Origin of the sequence: Synechococcus sp. CCY9201, assembly GCF_034931105.1 — a bacterium.
In the GTDB taxonomy this organism is placed as follows: Bacteria; Cyanobacteriota; Cyanobacteriia; order PCC-6307; family Cyanobiaceae; genus CBW1002.
Genome location: NZ_JAYGIC010000117.1, coordinates 15,059 through 38,455, shown reverse-complemented (window position 1 = coordinate 38,455; position 23,397 = coordinate 15,059). Strand labels below are relative to the sequence as shown.

Below are 23,397 nucleotides of genomic sequence, written 5' to 3'. Positions count from 1 at the left end.
GCAGCTCCAGCCACAGCTGCAGCCGCTGGCGGCAGCGGGGGGTGGCGGTGTGGACCAGCACCAGCTGATCGCCGCGCCAGCTCAGATCGCCGCAGAGATCCTGATGGCGCAGCCTCTCCTGACGCGGCTCCCCCAGCCCGGCCAGGCAGGTGTGCAGCGAGGTCCAGCGCTGATCGAGTCCACTGCTCTCCAGCAGGCCGGCGGCACCGGGCGGCAGCACCCCCTGGCCCCGCTGTCGCCGCGGCCAGTCGGGAGGCGGTGGAGGTTCCGGTGCTGGGTGTTCCGTGCCAGCCAAGGTGTCGACTGCCAACCGGTCCAGTTCCTGGCGCAGCAGTCGGGCCCGCTGGAATTCGTCGAGGCTGAGATCTTCGAGATCATCGACCCGGCGGGCCCATTCGCGCGGCCGCAGCCCCAGGCTCTCGAGCCAGCAGTCCTGCGGGGCCTGCAGCCAGGCGAGCAGGTCAGCAAAGGCTTCGCCGGCGGCAGAAGGCTTGGTCTTGTCGGTGGCGCTGACGGTGAGCTGGTCGCGGCCGGGGGCGGCCAGGGCCGCGGGCGGTTCACTGCGCTGCTCCTCCAGCAGCCGGCGCGCCTGCAGCAACCGGCGGTCGCTGCAGGGGGCGGGACGATCGCCATGAGGCAGAAAGTTGCGCCGCTCCAGGGGATTGGCGCAGTGGTTCCAGCGCAGCCGGTCCACGGCCTCCTCTCCCAGCTCCTGCTCCAGCAAGGCCAACCACTGGCGCACCGGCGTCGAGGGGCTGAGGGCTTCGCCGCTGCGTTGATCGCGGCTGCTCCAGGTGATCAGCAGGTGCTGGCGGGCCGAGAGCAGGCTTTCGAGCAGCACGTAGCGATCCTGATCGGCGGGGCTGGGATCACCCAGCTGCCGTTGGCGCTCCATCAGGTGAAAGCCGGGCCGCTCGACCTGGCGCGGGAACTGACCGGTATCCAGCCCCATCAGCACAATCACCCGATGGGGAATCGCCCGCATCGGCTCCAGGGCGCTGATCGTCAGCGCCCCACTGCGGTGGCCGAAGCGGCCGCTGTCGGCACTGAGCTGCTCGCCCAGCACCTCCGCCACCACGGTGGCATCGAGGATCAGCGCACTGGAGCCGGCCACACGCAGCCAGTCGGCGATCGCCCCCTGAATCAGCGGCAGCTCCCAGGCCCGTTCGCCACCGGCTCCGAACAGCTCCTCCAGCAGCTGGCGCAGCACGGGTGCCCAGGCCGCCGGGGTGCGGCCCTGGCCCAGCAGCCCCAGCCAGCGGCGCAGGTCCTGGAGGAACAGCAGCCAGCGGGTCTGCTGTTCCAGGCTCCCAGCCAGCGGCAGGGGGGAGCACTCCGCCGGAGCCAGCCCCGGCTCCGCTGGCAGCACCAACCCCAGCAGCAGCCGGTCGATCGCCCAGCCGAGGCTGTGGGTGGGGTCGCCAGCACGGCTGTCGCCGTCGAGGCCCCAGCGGAAGCCGGCCCGTTGCAACAGCGTCGTGATGGCGCCCGCCTCGCTGGCGGGGATGCGCCGGTTCTCCAGCAGTGGCGAGCAGCCCAGCAGACCCTCGAACCCTGAGGCGGTGAGCCGTTCTCCGCCGAGCGCCAGAAGGCCCAGCAGCCCCTGGGCGATGCCGGCCTCGCTCTGCTGGCTGCGGTCGGTGAGGCGCCATGGCAGCGCCACGCCGGTGGCGTCGGTGTCACCGAACACCGCGGCCACCAATGGCGCGAAGGCCTCCACCTGGGGAGTCATCACCAGGATGTCGCGCGGGGCGAGACCGGGATCGGCCGCCATCAGTTGCAGCAGCCGATCCCGCACGATCTGCACCTGCCGCAACGGCCCCGGACAGGCGTGGAACTCCAGGGAGCGATCGCCCGGCGGAAGGCAGAGTGGTTCGGCGGCCTCCGGCTCCACCAGCTGCTGCTGCCATTGCTCCAGCAGCGTGGCGGCGCGTGGCGCCTGGACAGCAGAGCCGTGGCGGGCCATGGTTGCAGCGCCCAGGAACAGATCCTGTTCCTCCCAGGCACCCAGCTGGGTCTCCCCTGATCCCTCCAGCAGCTGCTGAAATTCGGCGCCCAGCCGCCCGAAGCGGGCTTCCAGGCGCGGCGCCTCCAGCAGCCAGTCTTCCCCAAGGGGGAGCTGGGCCAGGCCCCCATCACCCCGCCGTTTCCAGAGCTCACGGCAGGGGGTGAGCAGGTAGATCTCCACATCCAGAACCCCCGAGAGGGCCTGCAGCAGCTCCACCTGAACGGGCGCCATGCTGCTCAGCCCGAACAGCCGCAGGGGCCTGTCGGGTCTCAGGGTCGTTGGCAGAGCTCCATCGGGCCACGGCTCGCCAGGCAACCGGTCGGCAGACCACTCCCGTAACCGTTCGATCGCCTGGCCCACCCGCAGACCGAACGGCGGCACCGACTGATGCTCGGCCAGCTCCGCCAGCAAGAGGGGCTGCCACCGCTGTGCCGCACTCAGTTCCCGGCCGCGGCCGTCCACCGCCCGGCCCTCGATCCAGGCCCCCACCATCGCCGGCCGGTAGAGGGTGTAGTCGTCGAAGGCGTCGGCGATGCTGCGGCCCAGCTGCCAGAGCGACCGGTCGAGGGTCTCTGGCCGGCCGCTGCCATGACCTCGTTCGTCCAGCCAGCGGCGCAGGGGCAGGGCCTCCGGCCGCTCGATCAGGGCCGGAAGCCGCTCCAGCAGCGGCCAGACCAGCTGGCTGGCACGCCAGGGATCGGCTGCGACCGGCGCTGGGGCGGCCTGGTCAGAAGGGGTGTAGACGCTGGTGTGGTCATCGGCGTTCAACAGGCTCTCCACCAGCTGGCGCAGATGGCTGCCGGGAAAGGGAAAGCGCAGGTTGGCGGCGATGCCCCCCAGCCCAATCGCGAGCTGTTCCCCCAGCCAGCGGCTGGTGGGCCAGGTGTTCACCAGGATCTCGACACGCTCGAACGGTCCGGGCGGATGCGCCAGCAGCTGGGCGGCCAGCAGCTGGGCCAGTACCTCGGCCCGGTTGCTGCGATAGAGCGTCAGCACGGTGGTCTGCCCTTAGAAGCGGCCGCCCGCCAGTGCTTCCGGGTAGGGCATGCCGGGCGGCAGTGGGCAGAGATCCAGACCGTTTCTGAGACCCGGCACCGCCCTGTGGCGACCGGTTTCGGGGCAGTAGGCGGTGAGTTCGCCGCCGTAGCAGGCGGCCGTGTCGATCATCACGATGCCGTTGAGGCGCCGCAGCTCTGGCCCTGGGGTGTGGCCCACCACCACCTCGCCGAAGCGGCCGTCGTAGGCCTGCCAGAAGGGCAGGCGGATGCGCAGGTCGGGCGTCCAGTCCACCGGATCGAAGCCGGCGTGGGTGGCGGCCCAGCCCTGCCCCCAATACACCAGCGGCAGGCTGGCCAGGCGATCACGCCAGATGCGGCAGAGGCCATCGCCCAGCTGGCGGTAGGTGTCGCAACCGGCCAGGGCCTGCTGGCCGAACCAGTGGCCCTGGTCGAGGGCCTCGAGCAGCGCCTGCTCGTGGTTGCCACGCAGCCAGACGGCCCGGCCGCTCAGCACCAGCTGCCACACCATCCGCATGGTGCGCTCGATCTGGGGGCCGCGGTTGATCACGTCGCCACAGAACACCAGCCGATCGTCAGGCGGCAGCGCTCCGATCAGCCTCTGCAGGGCATCAGCACAGCCATGGACGTCCCCGATGACCCAATGGCGTGGGGGACGTGAAAAGGGCGTCATCAATCGGATGCGTTAGTCAGAGTCTTGCCCCGGGCCGGTCGGATTGTCATCTTTTCTCTCCTGGCCATGCAGCGCAGAGGGCGCCATCGTTCGCTGAGATCGCTGATACGGTGCGGCCTGGAGCTGCGATGGGATGGATCCAAAAACTCTGCCACCGAGTCAGCGGGTGAAGCTTCTCGTCTCGGCCCTGAATGGTGCCAAGCGCACCAACGAGGCCCTGGCCCGCTGCAGCGATGGCGAGGCCATGCTCGATGTGCTGCTGGATGCCTCCGCGAAGCTCGGCCTTGGCCTCAGCCGCGACGACCTGATGAACACCCCGCCGATCCGCGACTGGATCTGGTGGAAGAACAAGGAAGCGCCGCTCACGATCGGCGACAGCAAGCCCCGCTACCAGCAGGATGGTGGCCAGGGGCGACCCGCCTCCGGATCGGAGGGGGAACCGGAACGCAAGCGCTTCCTGGGGTTGTTCTGAAGCCCCTCAGGCCAGGCTGGCCAGGGCATCGGGGATGGACGCGCTCGGGGCCTCGAACGATCCCTGGGCGACGAATTCCAGGCGCAGTTTCATGAAGGTGATGAACTTCTCATCGGTGGAGACCACCGCCGCGGCCGGGCGAGGCACGGTGGCGGCGATGGCCGCCAGTTCGGGCGCCTCGAGGAAGGCCGGCCGCTTCACCAGCCAGAAATCGATGGCGCGTCCCTTCTCGCCGTAGTTGCTCACCCGCTCGCGCAGCACTTCCTCAAGCGGCTCCTCGACGGTGAGGAAGGCTTCACTGGCGGCGACGAAGTGGTACGTGCTCATGGGTGGTGGCTGCCGAACAGGGGGTCGCGGCGGGGATTCTGAATCAGCGCCTTCATCTGCCGCACCGCCGTCTCCAGGCCCACCGCCAGGGCGCGGGCCACGATCGTGTGGCCGATGTTGAGTTCCTCCATGCCCTCGATCGCTGCCACCGGTTCGACGTTGCGGTAAGTGAGGCCGTGGCCGGCATTGACCCGCAGCCCCAGCTGGCGGGCGTGGGTGGTGGCCTCGATCAGGCGGGCCAGCTCCAGCGGTTGCTGCTCCCAGGGGGCTTCGGCGTAGGCGCCGGTGTGGAGCTCCACCCAGCGGGCGCCGCTGGCGACGCAGGCCTGCAGCTGGGCCCCGTCCGGATCAACGAACAGGCTCACGCCGATGCCGTTGTCCTGCAGATGGCCCACCAGGGCGCGCAGCGGATCGATCTGGCCGGCCACGTCCAGCCCCCCTTCGGTGGTCACCTCCTGGCGCCGTTCCGGCACAAGGGTGACCATGTCCGGCCGCAGGCGCAGGGCGATCGCCTCCATCTCGGCGGTGGCCGCCATCTCCAGGTTGAGGCGGCTGCGCACGGTGGCGCGCAGCAGTTCCACGTCCCGGTCCTGGATGTGGCGCCGGTCTTCCCTCAGGTGCACGGTGATGCCATCGGCCCCGCCCAGCTCCGCCAGCAGGGCGTGGGTGACCGGATCGGGCTCGACCGTGCGACGGGCCTGGCGCACCTGGGCGATGTGATCGATGTTGACGCCGAGGCTGGCCATGAACAGGGAATGGGGGCGGGGGGCCGAGTTTATGAAGGGCCGCAGGCGTAACTGCCCGTGGCGCTGCCCGTGGCCGCGGCGGGCTTCTTAAGTTGAGTGCAGGCGACGTTTCGCGGTGATCGGCGGTTCGGTGTTGGCGCAGACCGAGAAGCCGTGCAGCGGCCATCCCTTCCATGCAGTGGAGTCCCACGGCTCGGACTGTTCATCAGAGCCGGCACCCTCTTCAAGCCTGGCTCTGCGCGGCGAGGGTGGCTCCCTGCGCGAGCGCGGCCTCTGCAACGGCATCAATCCCTGGCTGGCCCCGCTGGCCATGGTGCTTACCCAGGACGTGGCCCTGAAGGGTTTCTTCTCCCGACTGATCGTGCAGGGGGCCGAGCATTTGCCCCATCTGGGGCCGGTCTTGCTGGCTCCCACCCACCGGGCCCGCTGGGATGCGCTGATGCTGCCCTTTGCCGCCGGTCGACGCGTCACAGGCCGCGATTGCCGCTTCATGGTGACCATCGATGAAATGCGCGGGCTGCAGGGCTGGTTTCTGCACAGGCTCGGCTGCTTCCCGGTGAACCAGAGCCACCCCACCCTGGCCAGCTTGCGCTACCCCCTCGATCTGCTGGCCAACGGGGAGCAGCTGGTGGTGTTCCCCGAGGGGCGGATCCGTCGGGAGGACGGCCCGATCCGCCTGCACCAGGGGCTGGCCCGCCTGGCGCTGATGGCTACCGGTCAGGGAGTGGATCCGGCGGTGGTACCGGTGGGCATCGCCTATGGGCACGCCGCGCCGCAACTCGGCGATCCGGCTGCCCTCCAGTTCGGCGAGCCGCTGCGGGTGGAGGGGCAGGGCCGCGCCGCTGCCCTCTCGCTCACCCACCGCCTGGCCGACGCGATGCAAACAGCTGAGGAAGCGGCTCGTGCAGCGGTGGGGCGACCACTGCGGGTCTCATAAAGTCCCACCCAGTCATTGGCCGTCCCGTGCGCAGGCTCTTCGCTGCCCAACGCCTCATCCGAGCTGGGCGCCATGCCGGTGCTCTGGCCGGTTCCGTTGCCCTGGCCGCTGTGCTCGGTGCCCCTGTGCTGGTGGCTCCGGCCCAGGCCCAGCAGGAGGAGCCCCAGAAGGCCCTCGAAGCCTCCGGCAGCGCCTTCAATCTCGAGTCGGTGCGGGCGGTGATCGCCCGCGGTGATGCGGCCGCCGCTGCCGGCAACCTCACCCAGGCCCGCAAGGATTACGACCAGGCCCGGGATGCCACCCGCCGCCTGCTTGGTTTCTACCGCGATCTGAGCGGTTCCTTCCGCGGCCTCGATGCCCGGATCCCGCGCGAGATGGATCGGAAGGGCCGCGAAGCCCTCGAAACCCTCGCCCAGGTGAACCTGCGCCTGGCGGCCCTGTTCCGGCGCCAGAACCAGCCCGAGGTGGCCGTGCCCCTGCTGGTTGAAGTGGTGAAGGTGATGACCCCTACCAACGAGGAGGGCCGCAAGGCCTATCAGAGCCTGGTGGAACTGGGCTTCGTGACCACCCCCTACGGGACTCCCTCCACCCCGGCCCCCTGAGGCCCGCCTCGCCTGATCCAACCCGGAGGGGGGACTTTCTCGTCGGCTGAGAGAGCGAGTCCCTAGATTCCGCTCCGCACAGTGCTCGTTCACCGCCCCCATGGTTCATCCGGATCAGGTCAAGGAGGCGATCAGCCGGGTTCTGCCCGATGCCAGCGTGTCGGTGGAGGATCTGACCGGCGGTGGTGATCATCTGCAGGTGTCGGTGGTCTCGGCTGCCTTCGCCGGACTGCCGCGGGTGCGCCAGCACCAACTCGTCTACGGAGCCCTCAAGCAGGAACTGGCCAGCGAGGCCATCCACGCCTTGGCCCTGCAGACCTCGGTTCCCGCCTGAGATCGGATTTTCCGCTCTTTGTGAGCATGCCTGTGTCTGACCGGCTGTCTGGTCAGGTCGGGCCTTTGATTCCGGCGACCCGTTTCGCCATGTCCTTCACCGTTCCCCCCTCACCCCATGGACGCCAGTCTTCAGCAGCGCATCGAGACCCTGGTCGGCAGCAGCCCGGTCTTCGTGTTCATGAAGGGCAGCAAGCTGATGCCCCAGTGCGGCTTCTCCAACAATGTGGTGCAGATCCTCAACGCAATGGCGGTGCCGTTCGAAACCTTTGATGTCCTCTCGGACATGGAGATCCGCCAGGGCATCAAGGAATTCTCCGACTGGCCCACGATCCCGCAGATCTATGTGAACGGAACCTTTCTGGGGGGTTCCGACATCCTGATCGAGATGTACAACTCCGGCGAGTTGCGCGAAACCCTGGCGGTGGCCCTGGCCTCCTGAAGGACTCGAATCCCGGCGCGACGATCCCGAAGCCCAGAAGCGATGACCCCGAATTGACTCAGTGCCGCTCCATCTCGTAGAGGGAGCGGGGGTCACCATCGGGGCCGATGAAGCTGGAGGGATCAAGGATCCAGCGATCGATCAGTTCCTCGAGGCGGCGCTGGGCCAGGGGGTCGAGCACGGCCGTGCGCCGCAGGGCGTGCAGGTAGCCATCGGCATACAGACGCAGCTCCGCCGGCCCGTGGTAACGGCTGGCCAGCTCCTGGCAGGCATCGCAGAGCGACTGGAAATGGCGGATGGCGTCGGGGTGCTGGAGGGCGGTCATGGGGGGCAAGAAACCCGGGGCCGGGACACCGGCGCACAGACGGGCTGAGGCGTTCGCTGCGGAGGGAGAGGCAGGGGACAGAACGAAAGGCATCAGGCGATACCCGTTTTGCCCTTACCCTGCCAGTAGCGTATCGGCAACAGGGGGCCAGGGGTGGACCTGAAGACCCAACAGAATCAGGCTCCAGCCATCAGCCAACCGAAACGGGTCTTGGTGGTGGACCCCCATGCCACCTTGCGCACGGTTCTGGCCCAGCGGCTCCGGCAGGATGGTCATCTGGCTGCCGCCGTGTCCACGGCGCGCGAGGCTCTGGATGTCTGTCAAGAGCAGGCTCCTGACCTACTGGTGAGTGCGGAGCTGCTGGAGGAAAGTTCAGCTCTGCGATTGGGGGCCATGCTGCGTTGCCCAGTGATGGTGCTCACCGCCCGTTCGGGCTCTGAGCCAGTGGTGGCCCTGCTCGATGGTGGCGCCGACGACGTGTTGCGTAAACCGTTCGGTCTGGAGGAACTGGCGGCCCGCTGCCGCACCCTGCTGCGCCGCAGTGGCAGTGGCCTGCAGGAGCGGGTCTGTGTGGGGCCTCTGGAAGTGCATCTGCTGCTGCGGCAGGTGACCCTGCGGGATCAGCCCGTGGAACTCAGTCCTCGGGAATTTGCCCTGCTCTGTGCCCTGTTGATGCCCCCCGGGGTGGTGCGCAGCCGCCAGGAACTGCTGCGCATGGCCTGGCCGCCATTCAGTGGCGGTCCCCGCTCGGTGGATACCCAGGTGCTCACCCTGCGCCGCAAGCTCGAGCAGGCCGGTCTTGGCGAGGGCGGCGGCATCGAAACGATGCGGCAGCAGGGCTATCGCTTCAGCCTCGACACCCTTCCCGATCCTGTACCGGACGCTGCATCCGACCAGCTTCAGCTTCACCAGCCCCACCAGCTCGGTCGGCTGAACTGACCCTCAGGATGGAATGCTCAGGCAATCGGCCTGACAGCCAAGGCCATGATTTCGCCGATCAACAGTGCAACGACCAGCACCGCCAGGAGCTGGTAGGTCCAGGGTGGGCTGATCCGGCCGATGGAGCTGGTGTCGAGCCCTGTTTGTTGGCTGAAGCGGCCCAGAAAGTCTTCGAAGGCGGCAACCCGCTGTGGCAGCAGGGTGGCCGCTCCTTTCGTATTTCGCACGTAGTAGACGCGCCCCCCCTGGCTGGTGGCTACGGGCGTGAGGCCGCGCACCTGGCTCCACTGCAAACTCCAGCCGCGTCGCAGCAACCAGCGGCACCAGGCGGGATGGCCCACCCGCAGCCCCTGCGCGTCCAGCTCGACCCGCTCGCTGGTGACCGCCAGCACCAGCAGCAGACCCAGCGCCACGAGCACGGCCATGGCCAGACGCAGCCCCTCAGGGGCGAGGGGCGGCAGGGGCAGCACCAGAGCCAGGTAAAGCCCCAGCAGGGTCAGCCGGATCAGCGGCGCCATCGGATGGATGGCCGGATCCTGGGCCTGCTCCGGGGTCATCGGTCGTCGGCGGAGCCGGGCAGCGGTTCGATCACGGCGCTCGGTTGGTAGCGGCCGCCGAACACCTCCGCTTCACGGCCCTTCCAGAAGGCACCCAGGCGCATCAGGTCGGCATGGGCGTCCTGGAGGCTGGTCAGGTAGGCCTCCGGCTCCATCTCGTCCTTGGCCTCCTTGAGCTTGGTGAGGCGCAGCAGGTGCCACATCCAGGGTTTGCCCATCTCGCCGCGGGCTTCGAGGTAGCGGGCCAGGTCTTCGGAGCTGGGGGTGGGGACGGAACTCATCGGCTGGAAGCCGTCGCCCGAGGGCGCGCGACGGCAGGAACGATGGTCACGCTATGGAGACATCCCCGCAGCTGCGAGAGCAGCACGGGCGGTTTTCCGCTGGTTCTGAGCTGACCAGTTCTGTGCGGATCAGCTGGACAGCCAGCTCCCTTCAGGCGGGCAGCGCCCAGGGGTTGAGGCCCAGATCGGCGCCGATGCGGTGGGCACAGGCGAAGCCGCTGAAAGCCACGGCATTCAGCCCCTGGCCGGGGAAGCAGGAATCCCCCACGCAGTAGAGGCCGCCGATGCCGGTGCGGTTGAAGGGCATCGGCAGGAGGCCCGGCAGGGGCAGGGCTGGAATCGGCCCGTAGCTGCCGCCCATGCGCCCGAGAAAACGGCGGTGGGTGCGGGGCGTGCCGATCTCCTGCAGGCGGATGGCTCCGGCCAGGCCGGGCAGGATCGCCTCCAGGCGCTGCACCAGCCGCGCCGCGTCCGCCTCCTTCTTGGCGCGATAGGCGGCGGGGCTGAGCTGGCGCCAGTGCTCGATGGCGCTGGGGGTGAAGGTGTGCACGATGTGGCGGCCCTCCGGCGCCAGGGAGGGATCCAGCAGGGTGGGGATCGACACGAAGATCACCCCCTGTTCCTCCTCCATCTGCGACCAGTCTTCGAGCAGCAGGTGGTGGCAGTGCAGGCCCGCGGGGATCAGCGAGGCCTCCACGCCCAGGTGCAGCGACAGGAAGGAGGCGGAGGGTCTGTAGCGGCGACGCCAGGTGGCTTCGGCGGCGGGGGTGTGGGCGGCATCCACCAGCGGCTGGTTGACGGATCCTTCAGCGTCGGGCGCGCCGGCGAAGGTGTCCCAGCGGGTGGCATTGCTCACCACCCGCAGCGCCTGGATCGTTTCGCCGCTGGCCAGCTTCACGCCCACGGCCCGGGCGTTGGGCCGATCACCTTCGAGCAGCACCTCGGTGACGCGGGCCTTGTAGCGGATCGCGCCGCCGTGCCGCTCCAGCCCAGCCACCAGCTTCTCGGCGATCATCCCCACGCCGCCCCTGGGGTAGTTGATGCCGCCGGCGTGGCGGTCGGAGAACACCATGCCGGCGTTGATCATCGGCGTGCGATCCGCCGGCATCACGCTCCAGCAGAAGCACTCCATGTCGATGAACTTCAGCAGGGCCTGATCCTGGATGTGCCGGCGGGCCACGTCGCCCACGTTCACCGGCAGCCAGCGGGCCAGGCCGAGGCAGGCCAGCGGTGCACGGAAGAACACCTTGGCCAGGTAGGCCGGATCCTCGAGCGAGAGCAGCGGCATCGCATCGAGGCAGCGGAACACCTGCCAGCAGGTGTCGTAGAAGGCGCGGATGCCGCGGGCTTCGTGGGGGAAGAGGGCGGTGAGATCGGCGAGGAAGGTGTCGTAGTTGCGGTCGACCGCCACCTCCAGGCCGTCGGGCAGGTGGTAAGCGAGCTGGGCCGGATCCGGCACCGTGGCGCAGCGTTCGCCCACATCCGCCAGGGCGCGGGTGAGCAGGTTGGTGTGGCCCTTCTCGCCGAAGCCGAAGATCATTGAGGCGCCCACATCGAAGGTGAAGCCCTGCCGCCGGAAACTGCCCCCCGAGCCTCCCGGGATCAGGTAGCGCTCCAGCACCAGCACCCGGGCGCCCTTGGCGGCCAGCTGGGAGGCGGTGACCAGCCCGCCGATGCCCGAGCCGATCACGATCACGTCCCAGTCAGGCCTGTCCACCGGTGCTGCGAGGGAATCGCTCACGTCTTGCCAGCATCGCCGCCGCAGACCCTAGGTGCCGGCCTGGCTAGAACCGGGCGGTAGCCGCAGCCCCCCTCGATGCAGATCACCGTGTGGCAGGCCGACAGCGTCGGGGCTGCGCTGCAGCGCAGCTCGGCGCAGCTGCTGGAGCCAGGCCCCGATGAAGCGCTGCTGGAGGTGCTGCACGGCGGCCTCTGCCACAGCGATCTGTCGATGATCGACAACAGCTGGGGCATCAGTTCCTATCCCCTGGTGCCTGGCCACGAGGTGGTGGGCCGGGTGGTGCAGGTGGGCGAGGGGGTGGATCCCTCCCTGGTGGGCCAGCTGCGGGGTCTGGGCTGGATCGCCGGCTCCTGCCGCCATTGCAGCTGGTGCCTGGGGGGCGAGGCGAACCTCTGCGCCGATCTTGAGGCCACCGTGGTGGGCCGCAGCGGTGGCTTCGCCAGCCATGTGAAGGGCCATCAGGACTGGCTGATTCCGATTCCTGAGGGGCTCTCGCCGGCCGATGCCGGTCCACTGTTCTGCGGTGGCATCACCGTGTTCGCCCCCCTGCTTGATGAGGCCGTGTCGCCCACGGCCCGCGTGGCCGTGATCGGCATCGGTGGGTTGGGCCACATGGCCCTGCAGTTCGCCAAGGCCTGGGGTTGTGAGGTCACCGCCATCACCACCCATCCGCAGGGCAAGGCCGCTGAGGCCGCGGCATTCGGAGCCCATGGTGTGCTGGCGCTCTCGGCCCTGACAGACCATCGCGGCCGCTTCGATCTGATCGTCAACACCAGCAATCACAGCCTCGACTGGGATGCCGTGGTGGGGGCCCTGGCACCGCGGGGGCGGCTGCATCAGCTCGGGGTGGTGACCGAGCCGATCCCCCTGCAGGCGTTTCCCTTCATCGCCGGCCGCCTCCAGTTCACCGGCAGTCCCACCTCCTCCCCCGCCAGCCTGCGGCGGATGGTCGACTTCTGCGCCCGCCATGGCATCAAGCCCCAGGTGGAGCACCTGCCGATGGCCGAGATCAACACCGCGATCGAGCGGCTGCGCAAAGGGGATGTGCGCTACCGCTTTGTTTTGGACGGTCCTGTTTAAGCGGTGGTTGCCTGAAGGGCAGTGGCCTGAAGACCGGCTGCCTCAAGGCTGGCTGGCTGGAGACCGGCCATCTGAAGACTGCCCGCCTGATAGGGCTCCAGATCAGACAGGGCCCGGTCGCGGTAGGCGCCGTAGCGGCGGCGCTTGTCGCGGATGCGTTCGGCCAGCTCGGGCAGCAGGCCGAAGGTTGGCGGCATCGGCTGGAAGCCGCCGCGCTTGCCTGAGCCGCCGCAGGGAGCCTCGGCGATGAAGTGGGTGAGGGCGCCGATCATGGTGGTGGCGGGCAGCTGGATCGGCTGCTCACCCCGGGCCAGCCGGGCGGCGTTGGTGCCGGCCAGCCAGCCGCCGGCCACGGCCGCCGCATAGCCCTCGGTGCCGGTGATCTGGCCGGCGGCCAGCAGGGTGGACCGGCTGCGGAACTGCAGGGTGGGATCGAGCAGCTGGGGCGACTCCAGGAAGGTGTTGCGATGCATCACGCCGAAGCGCACGAATTCAGCGTTCTCCAGCCCCGGGATCAGGCGCAGCACCCGCTTCTGCTCGCCCCATTTGAGGTTGGTCTGGAAGCCCACCAGATTCCAGAGGCGGCCGTCTTTGTCTTCCTGGCGGAGCTGCACCACGGCATAGGCACGGTTGGCGCGGCGCACGTCGCGGTCGTTGACATCGCCCCAGCGGGGATCCCAGAGACCGATCGGCTTGAGCGGCCCATAGCGCATGGTGTCTTCACCGCGGCGGGCCAGCTCCTCGATCGGCAGGCAGCCCTCGAAGAAGCTGGCGCTCTCCTGCTCGAAATCCTTGAGCTCGGCCTGCTCAGCGGCCAGCAGCGCCTCTCGGAAAGCGAGGAACTGCTCCTTGTTCATCGGGCAATTGATGTAGTCGGCATCGCCCTTGTCGTAGCGGGAGGCGCGGAAGGCGCGGCCCAGATCGATGCTCTCGCCCTCCACGATCGGACTGGCGGCATCGAAGAAGTGGCAATCGGCCCGGCCGGTGAAGGCGCGCAACTGCTCCGCCAGCGGTTCGCTGGTGAGCGGTCCGGTGGCCAGCACGGTGATCTGATCGGCCGGCGGCAGGTCCACCTGCTCGCGCCGCTCGATCGTGACCAACGGATGGGCTTCCAGGGCGGCGGTGAGGGCAGCGCTGTAGCGGCCGCGATCCACAGCCAGGGCACCTCCGGCGGGCACCGCGTGGGCATCGGCGGTGCGGATCACCAGGGAACCCAGCCGACGCAATTCCTCCTGAAGCAGGCCAGCAGCCCGATCACTGGAGAGCGCACCAAAGCTGTTGCTGCACACCAGCTCAGCGAAGTCAGCGCTGTGGTGAGCCGGGGAGCGCCGCAGCGGCCGCATTTCCACCAGCACAACAGGAAGTCCGGCCTGGGCGATCTGCCAGGCCGCTTCAGTGCCGGCGAGTCCGGCACCGATCACCAGAACCATGAAGGGATCAGGCGCGGGCGCGCTTGATCATCAGCTGCAGCTGACCCACGGCGGCGCGGCCGATATGGAACACGGCCCAGGCCGCAGCCAGAACGATCGGAGTGGCAACCAGCAGCAGCCGCAGATCCATGGCTTGAAAAGGGGAATTTGGAGGGATCTTAAGGCCAGGCTGGCATTCAGAAGCCCCGCTCGCTGCTGCGGCCGGCATGGGCCTGCGCCAGCTGGCGATAGCGGTGGGCATGCTCTCTCTGCTCAGCGATCGCCTCCGGGCTGAGCTGGCGTTTCACCTGGGCCGGTGCCCCCATCACCAGGGCGCCGGCCGGCACGTCGCGCGTCACCACCGAGCCGGCCGCCACCAGGGCGCCAGCCCCCACGGTGACGCCATTGAGCACGATGGCGCCGATGCCGATCAGGCAGCCGTCTTCGAGGGTGGCGCCATGCACCACGGCCCGGTGGCCGATGGTCACGTCGGCGCCGATGGTCACGGGCTGGCCGGGATCGCCATGCAGCACGGCGCCATCCTGCACGTTGCTGTTGGCGCCGATCACGATCGGGCAGACATCACCGCGGGCCACCGCCGTGGGCCAGAGGCTCGCCCCGGTGGCGAGATCCACCTCACCGATCACCACCGCCGAATCGGCCACCCAGGCCTCCGGGTGGATCCGCGGCTCGGGCCAGGGGAAGGGGGCCATGGGGCGCGGCTGGCAAGGAAGTTCCATTCTCGATCGGCTCGCGATCGGCCTGCGATCGGCTGACGATTCTCCGCCCGCTTGGACGGGACCCCCGCCGGGTGATACGTTCGCTTGGAGCCCGAAAGGGCTGCCATGGGTTTCGCCCACTGGCGGGTCGCTAGCTCAGCGGTAGAGCACTCGGCTTTTAACCGATTGGTCCTGAGTTCGAATCTCAGGCGACCCATGATTCATGTCCCGCCATACTGTTGGACTGCAGTGCAGTTGATCTTCACCAAGTTCACGGCTTGCGCTCGTCTCGTCTGAAGGCCATAAAAGATCGCCGGCCGCAATGAAGCGCATTCACAACCCGGGCTTTGACACTGTCCCACTTTGGGTGCTGACCCAACCATGAACGTCGTGTCGTACCAGTGCACGCCCGGCCTTGCCAATCACCCCAGACCTACAGTCATGCCGATCTGAATACCTTGCTGCTGGTCCATCAGATCAGCCTGCCGGTGGTGAGGGAGGACCTCCTTTCTACGGATGTTTGTTGCCGAACCCTGCACCGCGATGCCCGTGTCGATCCGCTCGATGGGTGGGGTACTGGTCTGTACTGCCAGAGGCTGAGTACAGACCAGTACCCCTGCGAACGCGGCTTGGTGGCGGCGGTGGAATCGACCACGGCGCTCCCGATCAGTTGAAGCAGTTCGGATAGATCATCCAGGCCGACAATCTGGATTTTGCCTGTCCTGTCCAAGCTCTGAATGGCGCGACCGACGCCGATGCCGCCGCCGGCATCGGACACAACCCAACCCCAGAGCGCCAAGGCTCGGATCGGCGGTGAAGTTCAGCGTTGAAGTTCAGCGGTGAAATCTGACTGTGTTCAGCACCCGCCCTGCGAATCGAGGCACTGGGAAAAGAGGATGTGCGTCTTGCAGAGATGCAGACGGCTTCATCTCTGGGCATCGGATCGACGGGCGGTGGCCGACCCGTCCTTCAAAGGAGCTTCAGCGATGTTCTGCAGGGCATTCGTGCTCGAGAATCGCGCCGGCCTGAATGGATTCCTGCACGGGCGTGCTCAAGGGAATGAAGCAGGGCCTCCTGAGAAAGGAAGAACCAGCCCCAGGTCAGCAAGGTGGGGAGGCCCTGCTTTCAGCGTCTGATCTTGGCCTCTGGCCCCTGGGCCAGTTCGGGTCGGTTGCCGAAGTCAACGCTGCCATCGCCCCACAGCCCGTGAAGCTCGAGCCCTCGCGCTGCTGGGAGGTGTGGTGTCTCCCTTCGATGACGTGGTGAACGACGCCAACGGCGCTTCCATTGTCATCGAGTTTCACAGGGGCAAGTTGTCGCTCTACGACAATCCAGTGATGGTGATGACCAATGCACCACGGTTTGATTGGCATTTAACCAATCTCGATAACTCTACGGTCCTGAGCAAGATCGATTGACCGACAGTTCACTTCGGCGACTCCATGGCGGTTCAACCGGATTCCGGAGTTGCGACCCCGGGCCTGCCTGCATCCAACACCTCGGTGGGGCACTTCGTACGCGCGGCGTTCTACGCCCAGTACACGGAGAAAGCCAGCACGCCGGACAGGGCTATGACGACGCTGGCCCATGGAATGAACAATGTCGATCGGCCATGCGGAGGCACAATCGATCGTCCTGAGAGATTGCCATGATTTGGATCATACTAGGTTTGAACTTTCCGCCCTTGCCGGTGCAAGCAGTCCGCTGATCGTGCCCTTGCAGCAGACTGGCAGCAAGGCGGTAGATGGCACAGCGGCTCTGATGACGGCTTGAACGCCATGACAGCCGGCTTCATGGGCTCGGGACACGGAGCCAGCACTGTTGGAGCCACCAGTGGGCGGAAGGATCGCAGTCGAGACGAGGCAGCCCCATGCGGGCCTGCTTGCGGCTCTGAGACAGCGGTGGCACTCATTCAGTGCAGCCGCTCGCTTCCCTTGGCCACCCGCGCCGTTTATACCTTCGCCCGCTTCCCGGATGCTCCAGTGCGCCATCTCACCCTTCATCACGACGGCTATCCCACCGGCGCCGCCTGGAGGTTTGCCGCGGCCCTGCGCCAGGGCGGCAACGCCTCGACGTTCCTCGCCGCTTTCGTGAGCTCCCAGCCAGGGGCGGCCCCTCTGGCTGGAGCCGACCAGGCCGCCGATGCCGACTACCGCTATCTGTTGACGCTGGTGGGCCGCCACGTTCCCCGTCTGCAGGTGGAATGCTGGCGCCGGCTGCCGGGGGCGACCAGCTGGCAGCGCCGCTGCGGCCCGATGCTCCTGGCCACCTTCATCCAGCGCTTCCTGCCCGGTGATCCGCTCCCCATGGGCAGTCAGCCCTTGCCGGCAGCGTGCATAATGCGTACAGAGACATAACCCTTCTGCCGTGGGTGTTGCCGGGTCCATGCCCAGTCCTCAGCTCCTTGAGGAGTACAGCCAGTTTTTCAGGCTCCTGAGCGAGCCGGCCCGGTTGCAGCTGCTCTGTCACCTGCAGAAGGGGCCGATGGACGTGGCCTCCTTGATCGAGGCCACCGGTTTCTCCCAGTCCCACATCAGCCGTCAGCTGGGCCAGCTGCAGCGTGCCGGGCTGGTGAGCTGTGAGCGCGATGGGGTGCGGATGATCTACCTCGCTGATGATCCCTTGGTGCAAGACCTCTGCACCTTGGTCCAGACCCGGCTGAAGCAGAGGCTGGAGCAGCAGCTGCAGCAACTCAGGGCTGCCTGAGCTCTCGGCTCAGCAGGTTCCGGCCTGGCCGGCTCCCGATTCGGCCTCGCTGCTGCCCGATTCGCGATAGTCCAGCCGCAACAGGTGCACCAACGGTGCGAAGGGTTTGAGGTAGCGGCTTTCGTGGGGCTTCCCGGGCAGCATTCGGTTCCAGTAGAGCCATGGCAACAGGCGGGTCTTCATCAGCCACATGCTCCAACGCGGCTTGGTGGGGTCCACCAGGAAGGAGCTCACCGGCTTCTGGCTGTAATCGAACTCCGCCATCACCACGTTGCCGTAGCCGGTGATCAGGGGGCACACCGTGTAGCCGTCGTACTGAGCATCCAGGGGCTTGCCATCCAGGAAAGCCAGCAGATTGGCCGACACCACCGGGGCTTCTCCTCGAACGGCACCGGCTGTCTTGGAGGTGGGCAGGCCGGCCACATCGCCCAGGCAGAACACATTCGGCCAGCTGGGATGCTGCAGCGTGAACGGATCTGTCGCCGCCCAGCCGCCAGGTCCGTCGCCCGCCAGCAGACTGCCAGACACCACCTCCGGTGCTGTCATCGGCGGCACAGCGTGGAGCATCGCGAAGGACAGTTCCTCGATGCGCTTGCTGCCGCCTGGCTCCTCCACTTCAAAGACCGCCACCTGCTCCTTGGCCCGAACCTGCCTGAGATTCCAGCCGAAATGCACTTCGATGCCGCGGTTCCGTACCACCCTCTCCAAGGTGCGTGCATAAGCCGGCACGGAAAACAGAGATGTGAGGGCAGAGCAGAAGATCACCCGTGTGTTCACCCCCACGCCGCTTCTGGCCTTGAAGTGATCGTCGGCCAGATACATCACCTTCTGCGGCGCACCGCCGCATTTGATCGGTGTCTCGGGCACGGTGAAGATCGCGGTGCCGCCCTGGAACTGTTTGATCGTTTCCCAGGTGTAGGGGGCATAGCGGGGTGAGTAGTTGCTGCACACCCCATGGCTTCCCAGGGCCTCCGGAAGACCCGCGATGCGCTCCCAGCGCGACTGCAGACCCAGGGCCATCACCAGGGTGTCGTAGGTCAGGATCTCACCGCTGCTGGTGGACACGGCGTTGGCCGCAGGATCGAAGCCCGTGGCGGCAGCCTGGATCCAGTTCACCCCGGTGGGGATCAGGGAGGCCTCATCGCGGCGGGTCTGCTCGAGAGCCATGATCCCTCCCCCCACCAGGGTCCAGCCCGGTTGGTAGTCATGATCCGCCGATGGCTCAAGGATCGCGATCTCAATGCCGGGACGCTGCTGCAGCAGCAGGTTGGCCACCGTGATGCCGGCGCAGCCCCCACCGACGATCACGACCTGATGATGACGGGAAGAGGCAGCCATCAGAGCTAACACCCATCAACAGGGTCCAGGTATCAAAACTAACAAGGCATCACCGGCAGAAAGGGGCTGGGCTGGGGCAGCAGCTCAAGCCCACCAGGGTTTGCTGCCATCTCAGAAGTCGGTTTCTGTCCAGGTCACTGGAGCGAAGGTGAGCAGGTTGAGAGCTCTGGGTGTCGCTCGTGGATCTGTTCATGGCAGGCACGCCTGAACGAACCACGGGCCTGGAGTGATCCCGGCCCGTGCGAGGGAGCGTCTTAGTGACGCAGCTGGCTCCACGGAGCAGCCAGCGGCACCGGCTCAGTGATGGATCGACTGGGCGAGATTCAAAGTCTCACTAACCGATCGCTGGTGCACTCAGGGCAACGGGCTGGCTTTCCACTGCGGCAAGATCGAGCGGGAAGTTATGGGTATTGCGTTCGTGGATGGCCTCGATACCAAGACCGCCGCGGTTGAGAATATCGGCCCAGGTGTTGATCACATGGCCTTGATGGTCGAGCACTGAATGGTTGAAGTTGAAGCCGTTGACATTGAACGAGAAGCTGATCACGGCCAGGGTGGCAAACCAGATCCCCACCACAGGCCAGGCTGCCAGGAAGAAGTGGAGGCTGCGGCTGTTATTGAAGGAGGCGTACTGGAAGATCAGGCGGCCGAAGTAGCCATGGGCGGCCACGATGTTATAGGTCTCTTCTTCCTGACCGAACTTGTAGCCTCGGTTCTGAGACTCGCTCTCGGTGGTTTCCCGCACCAGGGAACTGGTCACCAGGGAGCCATGCATGGCAGAGAACAGACTGCCACCAAAGATGCCGGCCACGCCCAGCATGTGAAACGGATGCATGAGCACATTGTGCTCGGCTTGCAGCACCATCATGAAGTTGAAGGTGCCACTGATCCCCAGGGGCATGGGGTCTGAAAAGGAGCCTTGCCCGATGGCATACACCAGCAGCACGGCGGTGGCGGCACCCACGGGGGCGCTGTAGGCCACGGCAATCCAGGGGCGCATGCCCAGGCGGTAGCTCAGTTCCCACTCGCGGCCGAGATAGGCATAGATGCCGATCAGGAAGTGGAAAATGATCAATTGATAGGGGCCGCCGTTGTACAGCCACTCATCGAGGCTGCTGGCTTCCCAGATGGGGTAAAAGTGCAGACCGATCGCATTGGAGCTGGGCACCACCGCGGCCGTGATGATGTTGTTGCCGTAAAGCAGGCTGCCGGTCACGGGTTCGCGGATGCCGTCGATGTCGACGGGCGGAGCGGCGATGAAGGCAACGATGAAGCAGATGGCTGCCGCCAGCAGGGTGGGGATCATCAGCACACCGAACCAGCCGATATAGAGGCGGTTGCTGGTGCTGGTGATCCAGTCCTTGAAGGACTCCCACGGGCGGCTCCGGGATGGAGCGACTGAGGCAGACGTCATCGACACAGGAGCAAAGGGAGAATGGAAAGCGGAGGGGCCGGCCCTGCCGGGAGGGCGAGCCAGCCAGCATCCGTCTCTTCCTCATACAACACTAGCGTTGAAAGCGCTTTAACGGAGCAAAGGAGAATAAGTAGTTGTGCCTGAGTTTTTGGCGTGCTGCTGCGGCCCCGCTCTCCCCTTTGGGCTCTGTCTTTCTCAGCTGTCCACGCTCCATCCGAGTGGGGCCATGTCCCTCGACCAGGGGGCTGCCTTGTCGAGCAGACTGGACAATGGCGGTGACTTCCGTCGGGTTCACGTCCCGCCTGGGGCTGGCTGGTCTCAACTCCTTCGACCCGGTGCGTGCCAGGCATGAAACATTCCGAAGCTGCAGAGGCCTCTGCCCAGGGCGGGGCCCAACGTCGGCGCTTTGGTTCGGCTGGCGGATGCCATGGGCCGTCAACCAAGCCTCCAGGCTCCGCCTCCGTCACGGTGGCGTTGCTGGGCCTGCCCAACACCGGCAAGTCGACGCTCTACAGCCGGCTGACCGGTCGCCATGCCCATATCGCCAACTGGCCCGGGCTCACCGTTGATCTGCTCTGTGGCGATCTGCCGCCGGCCGCCGATGGTCGTCGGTTCGAGCTGGTCGACCTACCAGGTATCCACGACCTCAGTGGCTCCAGTGAAGACGAAGCAATCGTCCAGAGTTACCTGCAAACAACCCCGCCGGATCTGGCGCTGGTGGTGATCAACGCCAGTCAGATCAGCACCCAGATCGCCCTGGCCCTGCAGGTGCGAAGCCTGGGCGTTGCCACCGTGCTGGCGCTCAACATGAGTGATGAAGCCAGACGTTATGGCATCCGCATTGACCACGCTGCCCTGAGTCGGCGGCTGGAGATGCCGGTGCTGGCGATCAACGCCAAGAGTCGTGAGGGCCTGGAGGCGCTGCTCCACACTCTCCATACCGTCCAGGCAGACCCTTGCCCCACCATTGCGGCCGCTTCACCTGTCGATGAGGCGCTGGATCGGCAGGTGGCGGAGCTGCTTGCAGGTGTCGTGGTGATGCCGCCGGACAGGCGTGTGACGAGAAGCCGCGGCCTCGATCGGATTCTGCTCAATCCCGTGGTGGGCCCGCTGGTGTTCCTGGCGATTGTGCTGATCATGTTCCAGGGGCTCTACATCGTTGGTGGCAGCCTTCAGGAGGTTCTGGGGGTGATCTTCGATGCGATTGAGAACCACCTGATTGTTCCTCCCCTTGCGAACCTCGGCACCCCGGAGTTGCTGCAGGGCTTTCTGGTGGACGGCGTCTGGATGGGTGTCACCACCGTCGTCAGTTTCACGCCGCTGATCTTTGTCTTCTATCTGGTGATGGCTGTGGTGGAAGACTCGGGCTATCTTCCACGGGCCGCCTTTCTGATGGATGGCTTCATGCACTGGCTCGGCCTGGATGGTCGCGCCTTCGTGCTGCAGGTGATGGGTTGCGGCTGCAATGTGCCGGCAATTCTAGGCACCCGCGTGATCCGCGATCGCGCCATGCGGTTGCTCACCATGCTGGTGATTCCGTTTGCCCTCTGCCAGGCGAGGCTCACCGTCTTCATCTTTCTGGCTGGAATCTTTTTCCCTAAACCCTGGTGGGCTCCTGGGCTTGTGGTCTTCGCCTTCTATCTGCTCAGTTTCCTGGCGGCGATCATCACAGGACTTCTGTTCAAGCGAGCCTACCGCAGTGATGAGGCTTTCGTGCTGGAACTGCCGCCTTATCGCCAGCCGAGCCTGGGCACGATTCTGCAACGGGCCTGGATGGAGATGCTCAACTTCGTCACCAGCACGCGCCTGTTCATCGTGATCGGTGCTGCGGCGGTGTGGTTGCTGACCAACCTTCCCCCGGCGGCGGCCTCCGGCAGTGGCGCCAGTCTGGCGAGTGCCATCGGTGGGCTCTTTCAACCGTTGCTGGCGCCGATCGGTATGACCCCGGATCTCACGGTGTCGTTGTTCTTCGGATTCATCGCCAAGGAAATCCTGCTGGGGGCCATGGCTGTGATCTACCGCACCAGTGAGAGCGGCCTGGGAACAGCGATCCAGAGCGCGATCACACCCTTGCAGGCGCTCAGTTTCATGACCTTCACCCTGCTCTACACCCCCTGCCTGTCAACGGTGGCGATTCAGCTGAAGGAATCGAAAAGCAGGATGTTTGCGCTCATGTCCGTGGGTTGGTCGCTGTCGCTGGCCTGGTTGATGGCTCTGCTGGTGTATCAGGCCGGCGGCTGGCTGCTGGCCTGAGCGGCTTCATCGGCGCAGACCTCCATCTGCCTGGCATGCTCCTGGCGCAGCATGAACTCGAACATGCCATGGGCGAGATGGAGAATCCCGCCAGGTCTGCCACGCCGGATCACTTCGAGGCGAACACCCGGTTTGATGCCCATCGCCTTCAACCGCTGGCAAAGCGCTGGATGGCCTGGCAGGGTCTGCAGGGTGACGTGGTCGCCGGCAGAGGCCTGGCTGAGGATCATGGCTGCGCGACTGCTCCGGGCGCTGGACAACTCTAGGTCCCGCATGGTGGATTCCTGGGCGAGCCTGCTCGGTTCAGCTGACTGGATGGTCGGCTGCCTCTGCAGGAGCCCGGGGCAGTGTGCTGATGGCGGCGATCATGTCGGGGATCAGCACCAGCTCCCGATCGGCCCCACCCTGCATCGGCACCAACAGCCTCAGGGGCAGGGCGGAACTGGGCCGTGGCATCAGCTCCGCCAGATCGAACTGAGCCGATCCATCGGGAATGGCCGTCTCCCCGGCGGGCACCATTTCCTGGCTTCGGTTGGGCAGCTCCCAGTGATTGCCCATGGTGTCCTCGATGGCGACAGAGCGGCCATGATCCGGATGCTGATCCGGGCCCAGGCCATTGAGCCGCAGTCGCCAGCCGGCCTCGAAATCCGGATCAGGCTGCTCGAACAGGCTGACCAGCCAGCGATCGCCGCTGGTGTCGCCCTGCGACCAGCGCTGAATATCGGCTGCAGCCAGAGCCGGTGGGGCAATCCCCAGCCCCAGGATCAGAAGGAAGGCAACAAGGCGGACCATCAGCAGGGTCTGCCAGCACCGGCGCCAGGATCGCCGCACTCCCAGATCTGGCCCGCAGGCGACCAGGACAGAGATTCTCATGACGGCAATTCCGCATCACGACTTCATCACGCTAGCGTTTTGAATGAATCCGGAGCTGATCGTGCGTCGCACCTGATCTTCGGAGTCGTGGTGGTCACAGCCCATCCCAGCTTCGTTCTGGCGGCTGAGCCAGGTTCTGGGCCTGTGGATTCGATCGCCCCTTTCAAAAGGGGGAACGGCTGGCAGGTTCGCCAGACCTCCTGAGA

General features: G+C 66.5%; 26 protein-coding genes, 1 tRNA gene and 1 pseudogene. 12 read left to right on the top strand and 16 right to left on the bottom strand.

Going from position 1 to position 23,397, the window contains the following annotated elements; genetic code table 11:
* Both VB716_RS11635 and VB716_RS11630 read right to left on the bottom strand, forming a co-directional pair.
* Window positions 1-3,004 (bottom strand): exodeoxyribonuclease V subunit gamma (locus VB716_RS11635; protein ID WP_323270551.1); only part of this gene is annotated, 3,004 nt, incomplete at its 3' end.
* Between the two features lie 12 nt (window positions 3,005-3,016).
* Window positions 3,017-3,697 (bottom strand): metallophosphoesterase, encoded by a 681-nt coding sequence (locus VB716_RS11630; RefSeq protein ID WP_323270550.1) that lies wholly within the window; start codon window positions 3,695-3,697, stop codon window positions 3,017-3,019.
* 133 nt (window positions 3,698-3,830) lie between these two features.
* On the opposite strand from VB716_RS11630, the gene VB716_RS11625 reads away from it, so the two are divergent.
* Window positions 3,831-4,169 (top strand): hypothetical protein, encoded by a 339-nt coding sequence (locus VB716_RS11625; protein ID WP_322757409.1) that lies wholly within the window; start codon window positions 3,831-3,833, stop codon window positions 4,167-4,169.
* Between the two features lie 6 nt (window positions 4,170-4,175).
* Here the strand turns inward: VB716_RS11625 and VB716_RS11620 are convergent, their stop codons facing one another.
* On the bottom strand, window positions 4,176-4,496 hold the full coding sequence (locus tag VB716_RS11620) for an MgPME-cyclase complex family protein (RefSeq protein ID WP_197154020.1): 321 nt from the start codon (window positions 4,494-4,496) through the stop codon (window positions 4,176-4,178).
* The gene (locus VB716_RS11615; RefSeq protein WP_197154019.1) at window positions 4,493-5,242 is read right to left on the bottom strand and encodes a pyridoxine 5'-phosphate synthase; all 750 of its coding nucleotides are present in this window, start codon (window positions 5,240-5,242) and stop codon (window positions 4,493-4,495) included. The genes VB716_RS11620 and VB716_RS11615 overlap by 4 nt, the downstream gene beginning before the upstream one ends.
* A gap of 229 nt (window positions 5,243-5,471) precedes the next feature.
* On the opposite strand from VB716_RS11615, the gene VB716_RS11610 reads away from it, so the two are divergent.
* From VB716_RS11610 to grxD, 4 genes are all read left to right on the top strand, one after another.
* Window positions 5,472-6,179, top strand: a complete 708-nt coding sequence (locus tag VB716_RS11610; RefSeq protein ID WP_322758857.1) for a lysophospholipid acyltransferase family protein — start codon at window positions 5,472-5,474, stop codon at window positions 6,177-6,179.
* 83 nt (window positions 6,180-6,262) lie between these two features.
* A complete protein-coding gene (locus VB716_RS11605) occupies window positions 6,263-6,781 on the top strand; it encodes a hypothetical protein (protein WP_416223910.1) in 519 nt (172 codons plus the stop codon).
* A gap of 100 nt (window positions 6,782-6,881) precedes the next feature.
* Window positions 6,882-7,115 carry a BolA family protein gene (locus VB716_RS11600; RefSeq protein ID WP_197154018.1) on the top strand — a complete coding sequence of 78 codons (234 nt, stop codon included), beginning with the start codon at window positions 6,882-6,884 and terminating at the stop codon, window positions 7,113-7,115.
* Window positions 7,116-7,232: 117 nt separating this feature from the next.
* On the top strand, window positions 7,233-7,556 hold the full coding sequence (gene grxD, locus VB716_RS11595) for a Grx4 family monothiol glutaredoxin (protein ID WP_197154017.1): 324 nt from the start codon (window positions 7,233-7,235) through the stop codon (window positions 7,554-7,556).
* Window positions 7,557-7,614: 58 nt separating this feature from the next.
* Here grxD and VB716_RS11590 read toward each other — a convergent pair whose 3' ends face one another.
* A complete protein-coding gene (locus VB716_RS11590) occupies window positions 7,615-7,881 on the bottom strand; it encodes a DUF6761 family protein (RefSeq protein WP_197154016.1) in 267 nt (88 codons plus the stop codon).
* 159 nt (window positions 7,882-8,040) lie between these two features.
* Between VB716_RS11590 and VB716_RS11585 the strand changes: the two genes are divergently transcribed.
* Entirely contained in the window at window positions 8,041-8,820 is a 780-nt protein-coding gene (locus VB716_RS11585) for a response regulator transcription factor (RefSeq protein WP_231598280.1), read from the top strand.
* Window positions 8,821-8,837: 17 nt separating this feature from the next.
* Here VB716_RS11585 and VB716_RS11580 read toward each other — a convergent pair whose 3' ends face one another.
* The 3 genes from VB716_RS11580 to crtH form a co-directional block, all read right to left on the bottom strand.
* A complete protein-coding gene (locus tag VB716_RS11580; RefSeq protein WP_323249363.1) occupies window positions 8,838-9,377 on the bottom strand; it encodes a hypothetical protein in 540 nt (179 codons plus the stop codon).
* Entirely contained in the window at window positions 9,374-9,658 is a 285-nt protein-coding gene (locus VB716_RS11575; RefSeq protein WP_197154015.1) for a hypothetical protein, read from the bottom strand. The genes VB716_RS11580 and VB716_RS11575 overlap by 4 nt, the downstream gene beginning before the upstream one ends.
* 151 nt (window positions 9,659-9,809) lie before the next feature.
* The gene (gene crtH, locus VB716_RS11570) at window positions 9,810-11,375 is read right to left on the bottom strand and encodes a carotenoid isomerase (protein WP_322758859.1); all 1,566 of its coding nucleotides are present in this window, start codon (window positions 11,373-11,375) and stop codon (window positions 9,810-9,812) included.
* Window positions 11,376-11,474: 99 nt separating this feature from the next.
* Here crtH and VB716_RS11565 point away from each other — a divergent pair, with 99 nt between their 5' ends.
* Window positions 11,475-12,479, top strand: coding sequence for an NAD(P)-dependent alcohol dehydrogenase (locus tag VB716_RS11565; RefSeq protein ID WP_322757412.1), 1,005 nt, complete (start codon window positions 11,475-11,477; stop codon window positions 12,477-12,479).
* Here VB716_RS11565 and trmFO read toward each other — a convergent pair.
* From trmFO to VB716_RS11550, 3 genes are read right to left on the bottom strand one after another with little or no spacing between them, the layout of a single operon-like run.
* Window positions 12,476-13,909 carry an FADH(2)-oxidizing methylenetetrahydrofolate--tRNA-(uracil(54)-C(5))-methyltransferase TrmFO gene (trmFO, locus tag VB716_RS11560; RefSeq protein WP_322757413.1) on the bottom strand — a complete coding sequence of 478 codons (1,434 nt, stop codon included), beginning with the start codon at window positions 13,907-13,909 and terminating at the stop codon, window positions 12,476-12,478. The genes VB716_RS11565 and trmFO overlap by 4 nt on opposite strands.
* 7 nt (window positions 13,910-13,916) lie before the next feature.
* Window positions 13,917-14,039 carry a photosystem II protein Y gene (locus VB716_RS11555; protein ID WP_197154013.1) on the bottom strand — a complete coding sequence of 41 codons (123 nt, stop codon included), beginning with the start codon at window positions 14,037-14,039 and terminating at the stop codon, window positions 13,917-13,919.
* A gap of 46 nt (window positions 14,040-14,085) precedes the next feature.
* The gene (locus tag VB716_RS11550) at window positions 14,086-14,601 is read right to left on the bottom strand and encodes a gamma carbonic anhydrase family protein (protein WP_197154012.1); all 516 of its coding nucleotides are present in this window, start codon (window positions 14,599-14,601) and stop codon (window positions 14,086-14,088) included.
* Between the two features lie 151 nt (window positions 14,602-14,752).
* Here VB716_RS11550 and VB716_RS11545 point away from each other — a divergent pair.
* A tRNA-Lys gene (locus VB716_RS11545) sits at window positions 14,753-14,824 on the top strand.
* A gap of 255 nt (window positions 14,825-15,079) precedes the next feature.
* Here VB716_RS11545 and VB716_RS17480 read toward each other — a convergent pair.
* On the bottom strand, window positions 15,080-15,385 hold the full coding sequence (locus tag VB716_RS17480; RefSeq protein WP_416238108.1) for a hypothetical protein: 306 nt from the start codon (window positions 15,383-15,385) through the stop codon (window positions 15,080-15,082).
* Window positions 15,386-15,845: 460 nt separating this feature from the next.
* On the opposite strand from VB716_RS17480, the pseudogene VB716_RS11535 reads away from it, so the two are divergent.
* From VB716_RS11535 to VB716_RS11525, 3 genes and pseudogenes are all read left to right on the top strand, one after another.
* Window positions 15,846-16,259: pseudogene (locus tag VB716_RS11535) on the top strand (linear amide C-N hydrolase).
* Between the two features lie 249 nt (window positions 16,260-16,508).
* Window positions 16,509-16,964 (top strand): hypothetical protein, encoded by a 456-nt coding sequence (locus VB716_RS11530; RefSeq protein WP_231605149.1) that lies wholly within the window; start codon window positions 16,509-16,511, stop codon window positions 16,962-16,964.
* A 28-nt stretch (window positions 16,965-16,992) separates the two neighbouring features.
* The gene (locus VB716_RS11525; protein ID WP_197154009.1) at window positions 16,993-17,313 is read left to right on the top strand and encodes an ArsR/SmtB family transcription factor; all 321 of its coding nucleotides are present in this window, start codon (window positions 16,993-16,995) and stop codon (window positions 17,311-17,313) included.
* Window positions 17,314-17,322: 9 nt separating this feature from the next.
* Here the strand turns inward: VB716_RS11525 and VB716_RS11520 are convergent, their stop codons facing one another.
* Both VB716_RS11520 and psbA read right to left on the bottom strand, forming a co-directional pair.
* Window positions 17,323-18,651, bottom strand: a complete 1,329-nt coding sequence (locus VB716_RS11520) for an FAD/NAD(P)-binding oxidoreductase (protein ID WP_323270548.1) — start codon at window positions 18,649-18,651, stop codon at window positions 17,323-17,325.
* A gap of 334 nt (window positions 18,652-18,985) precedes the next feature.
* Window positions 18,986-20,065 carry a photosystem II q(b) protein gene (gene psbA, locus VB716_RS11515; RefSeq protein ID WP_197154007.1) on the bottom strand — a complete coding sequence of 360 codons (1,080 nt, stop codon included), beginning with the start codon at window positions 20,063-20,065 and terminating at the stop codon, window positions 18,986-18,988.
* Between the two features lie 468 nt (window positions 20,066-20,533).
* On the opposite strand from psbA, the gene feoB reads away from it, so the two are divergent.
* Complete coding sequence (feoB, locus tag VB716_RS11510) at window positions 20,534-22,318, top strand: ferrous iron transport protein B (RefSeq protein WP_322757415.1); 1,785 nt, start codon at window positions 20,534-20,536, stop codon at window positions 22,316-22,318.
* On the opposite strand, the gene VB716_RS11505 is transcribed toward feoB, so the two are convergent.
* Window positions 22,291-22,548, bottom strand: a complete 258-nt coding sequence (locus tag VB716_RS11505; RefSeq protein ID WP_197154005.1) for a FeoA family protein — start codon at window positions 22,546-22,548, stop codon at window positions 22,291-22,293. The genes feoB and VB716_RS11505 overlap by 28 nt on opposite strands.
* 73 nt (window positions 22,549-22,621) lie before the next feature.
* The gene (locus VB716_RS11500; protein WP_323270547.1) at window positions 22,622-23,110 is read right to left on the bottom strand and encodes a DUF3122 domain-containing protein; all 489 of its coding nucleotides are present in this window, start codon (window positions 23,108-23,110) and stop codon (window positions 22,622-22,624) included.
* Between the last annotated feature and the right edge of the window lie 287 nt (window positions 23,111-23,397).

Bases quoted from the DNA above. Each gene is read 5' to 3' on its own strand.
- VB716_RS11550 (WP_197154012.1), bottom strand. From the start codon at position 14,601: ATGGCCCCCTTCCCCTGGCCCGAGCCGCGGATCCACCCGGAGGCCTGG.
- VB716_RS11625 (WP_322757409.1), top strand. From the start codon at position 3,831: ATGGATCCAAAAACTCTGCCACCGAGTCAGCGGGTGAAGCTTCTCGTC.
- VB716_RS11575 (WP_197154015.1), bottom strand. From the start codon at position 9,658: ATGAGTTCCGTCCCCACCCCCAGCTCCGAAGACCTGGCCCGCTACCTC.
- VB716_RS11565 (WP_322757412.1), top strand. From the start codon at position 11,475: ATGCAGATCACCGTGTGGCAGGCCGACAGCGTCGGGGCTGCGCTGCAG.
- VB716_RS11615 (WP_197154019.1), bottom strand. From the start codon at position 5,242: ATGGCCAGCCTCGGCGTCAACATCGATCACATCGCCCAGGTGCGCCAG.
- VB716_RS11555 (WP_197154013.1), bottom strand. From the start codon at position 14,039: ATGGATCTGCGGCTGCTGCTGGTTGCCACTCCGATCGTTCTGGCTGCG.
- psbA (WP_197154007.1), bottom strand. From the start codon at position 20,065: ATGACGTCTGCCTCAGTCGCTCCATCCCGGAGCCGCCCGTGGGAGTCC.
- trmFO (WP_322757413.1), bottom strand. From the start codon at position 13,909: ATGGTTCTGGTGATCGGTGCCGGACTCGCCGGCACTGAAGCGGCCTGG.
- VB716_RS11630 (WP_323270550.1), bottom strand. From the start codon at position 3,697: ATGACGCCCTTTTCACGTCCCCCACGCCATTGGGTCATCGGGGACGTC.
- VB716_RS11520 (WP_323270548.1), bottom strand. From the start codon at position 18,651: ATGGCTGCCTCTTCCCGTCATCATCAGGTCGTGATCGTCGGTGGGGGC.
- VB716_RS11500 (WP_323270547.1), bottom strand. From the start codon at position 23,110: ATGGTCCGCCTTGTTGCCTTCCTTCTGATCCTGGGGCTGGGGATTGCC.
- grxD (WP_197154017.1), top strand. From the start codon at position 7,233: ATGGACGCCAGTCTTCAGCAGCGCATCGAGACCCTGGTCGGCAGCAGC.
- VB716_RS11620 (WP_197154020.1), bottom strand. From the start codon at position 4,496: ATGAGCACGTACCACTTCGTCGCCGCCAGTGAAGCCTTCCTCACCGTC.
- VB716_RS11525 (WP_197154009.1), top strand. From the start codon at position 16,993: ATGCCCAGTCCTCAGCTCCTTGAGGAGTACAGCCAGTTTTTCAGGCTC.
- VB716_RS11600 (WP_197154018.1), top strand. From the start codon at position 6,882: ATGGTTCATCCGGATCAGGTCAAGGAGGCGATCAGCCGGGTTCTGCCC.
- VB716_RS11590 (WP_197154016.1), bottom strand. From the start codon at position 7,881: ATGACCGCCCTCCAGCACCCCGACGCCATCCGCCATTTCCAGTCGCTC.
- VB716_RS11505 (WP_197154005.1), bottom strand. From the start codon at position 22,548: ATGATCCTCAGCCAGGCCTCTGCCGGCGACCACGTCACCCTGCAGACC.
- VB716_RS11580 (WP_323249363.1), bottom strand. From the start codon at position 9,377: ATGACCCCGGAGCAGGCCCAGGATCCGGCCATCCATCCGATGGCGCCG.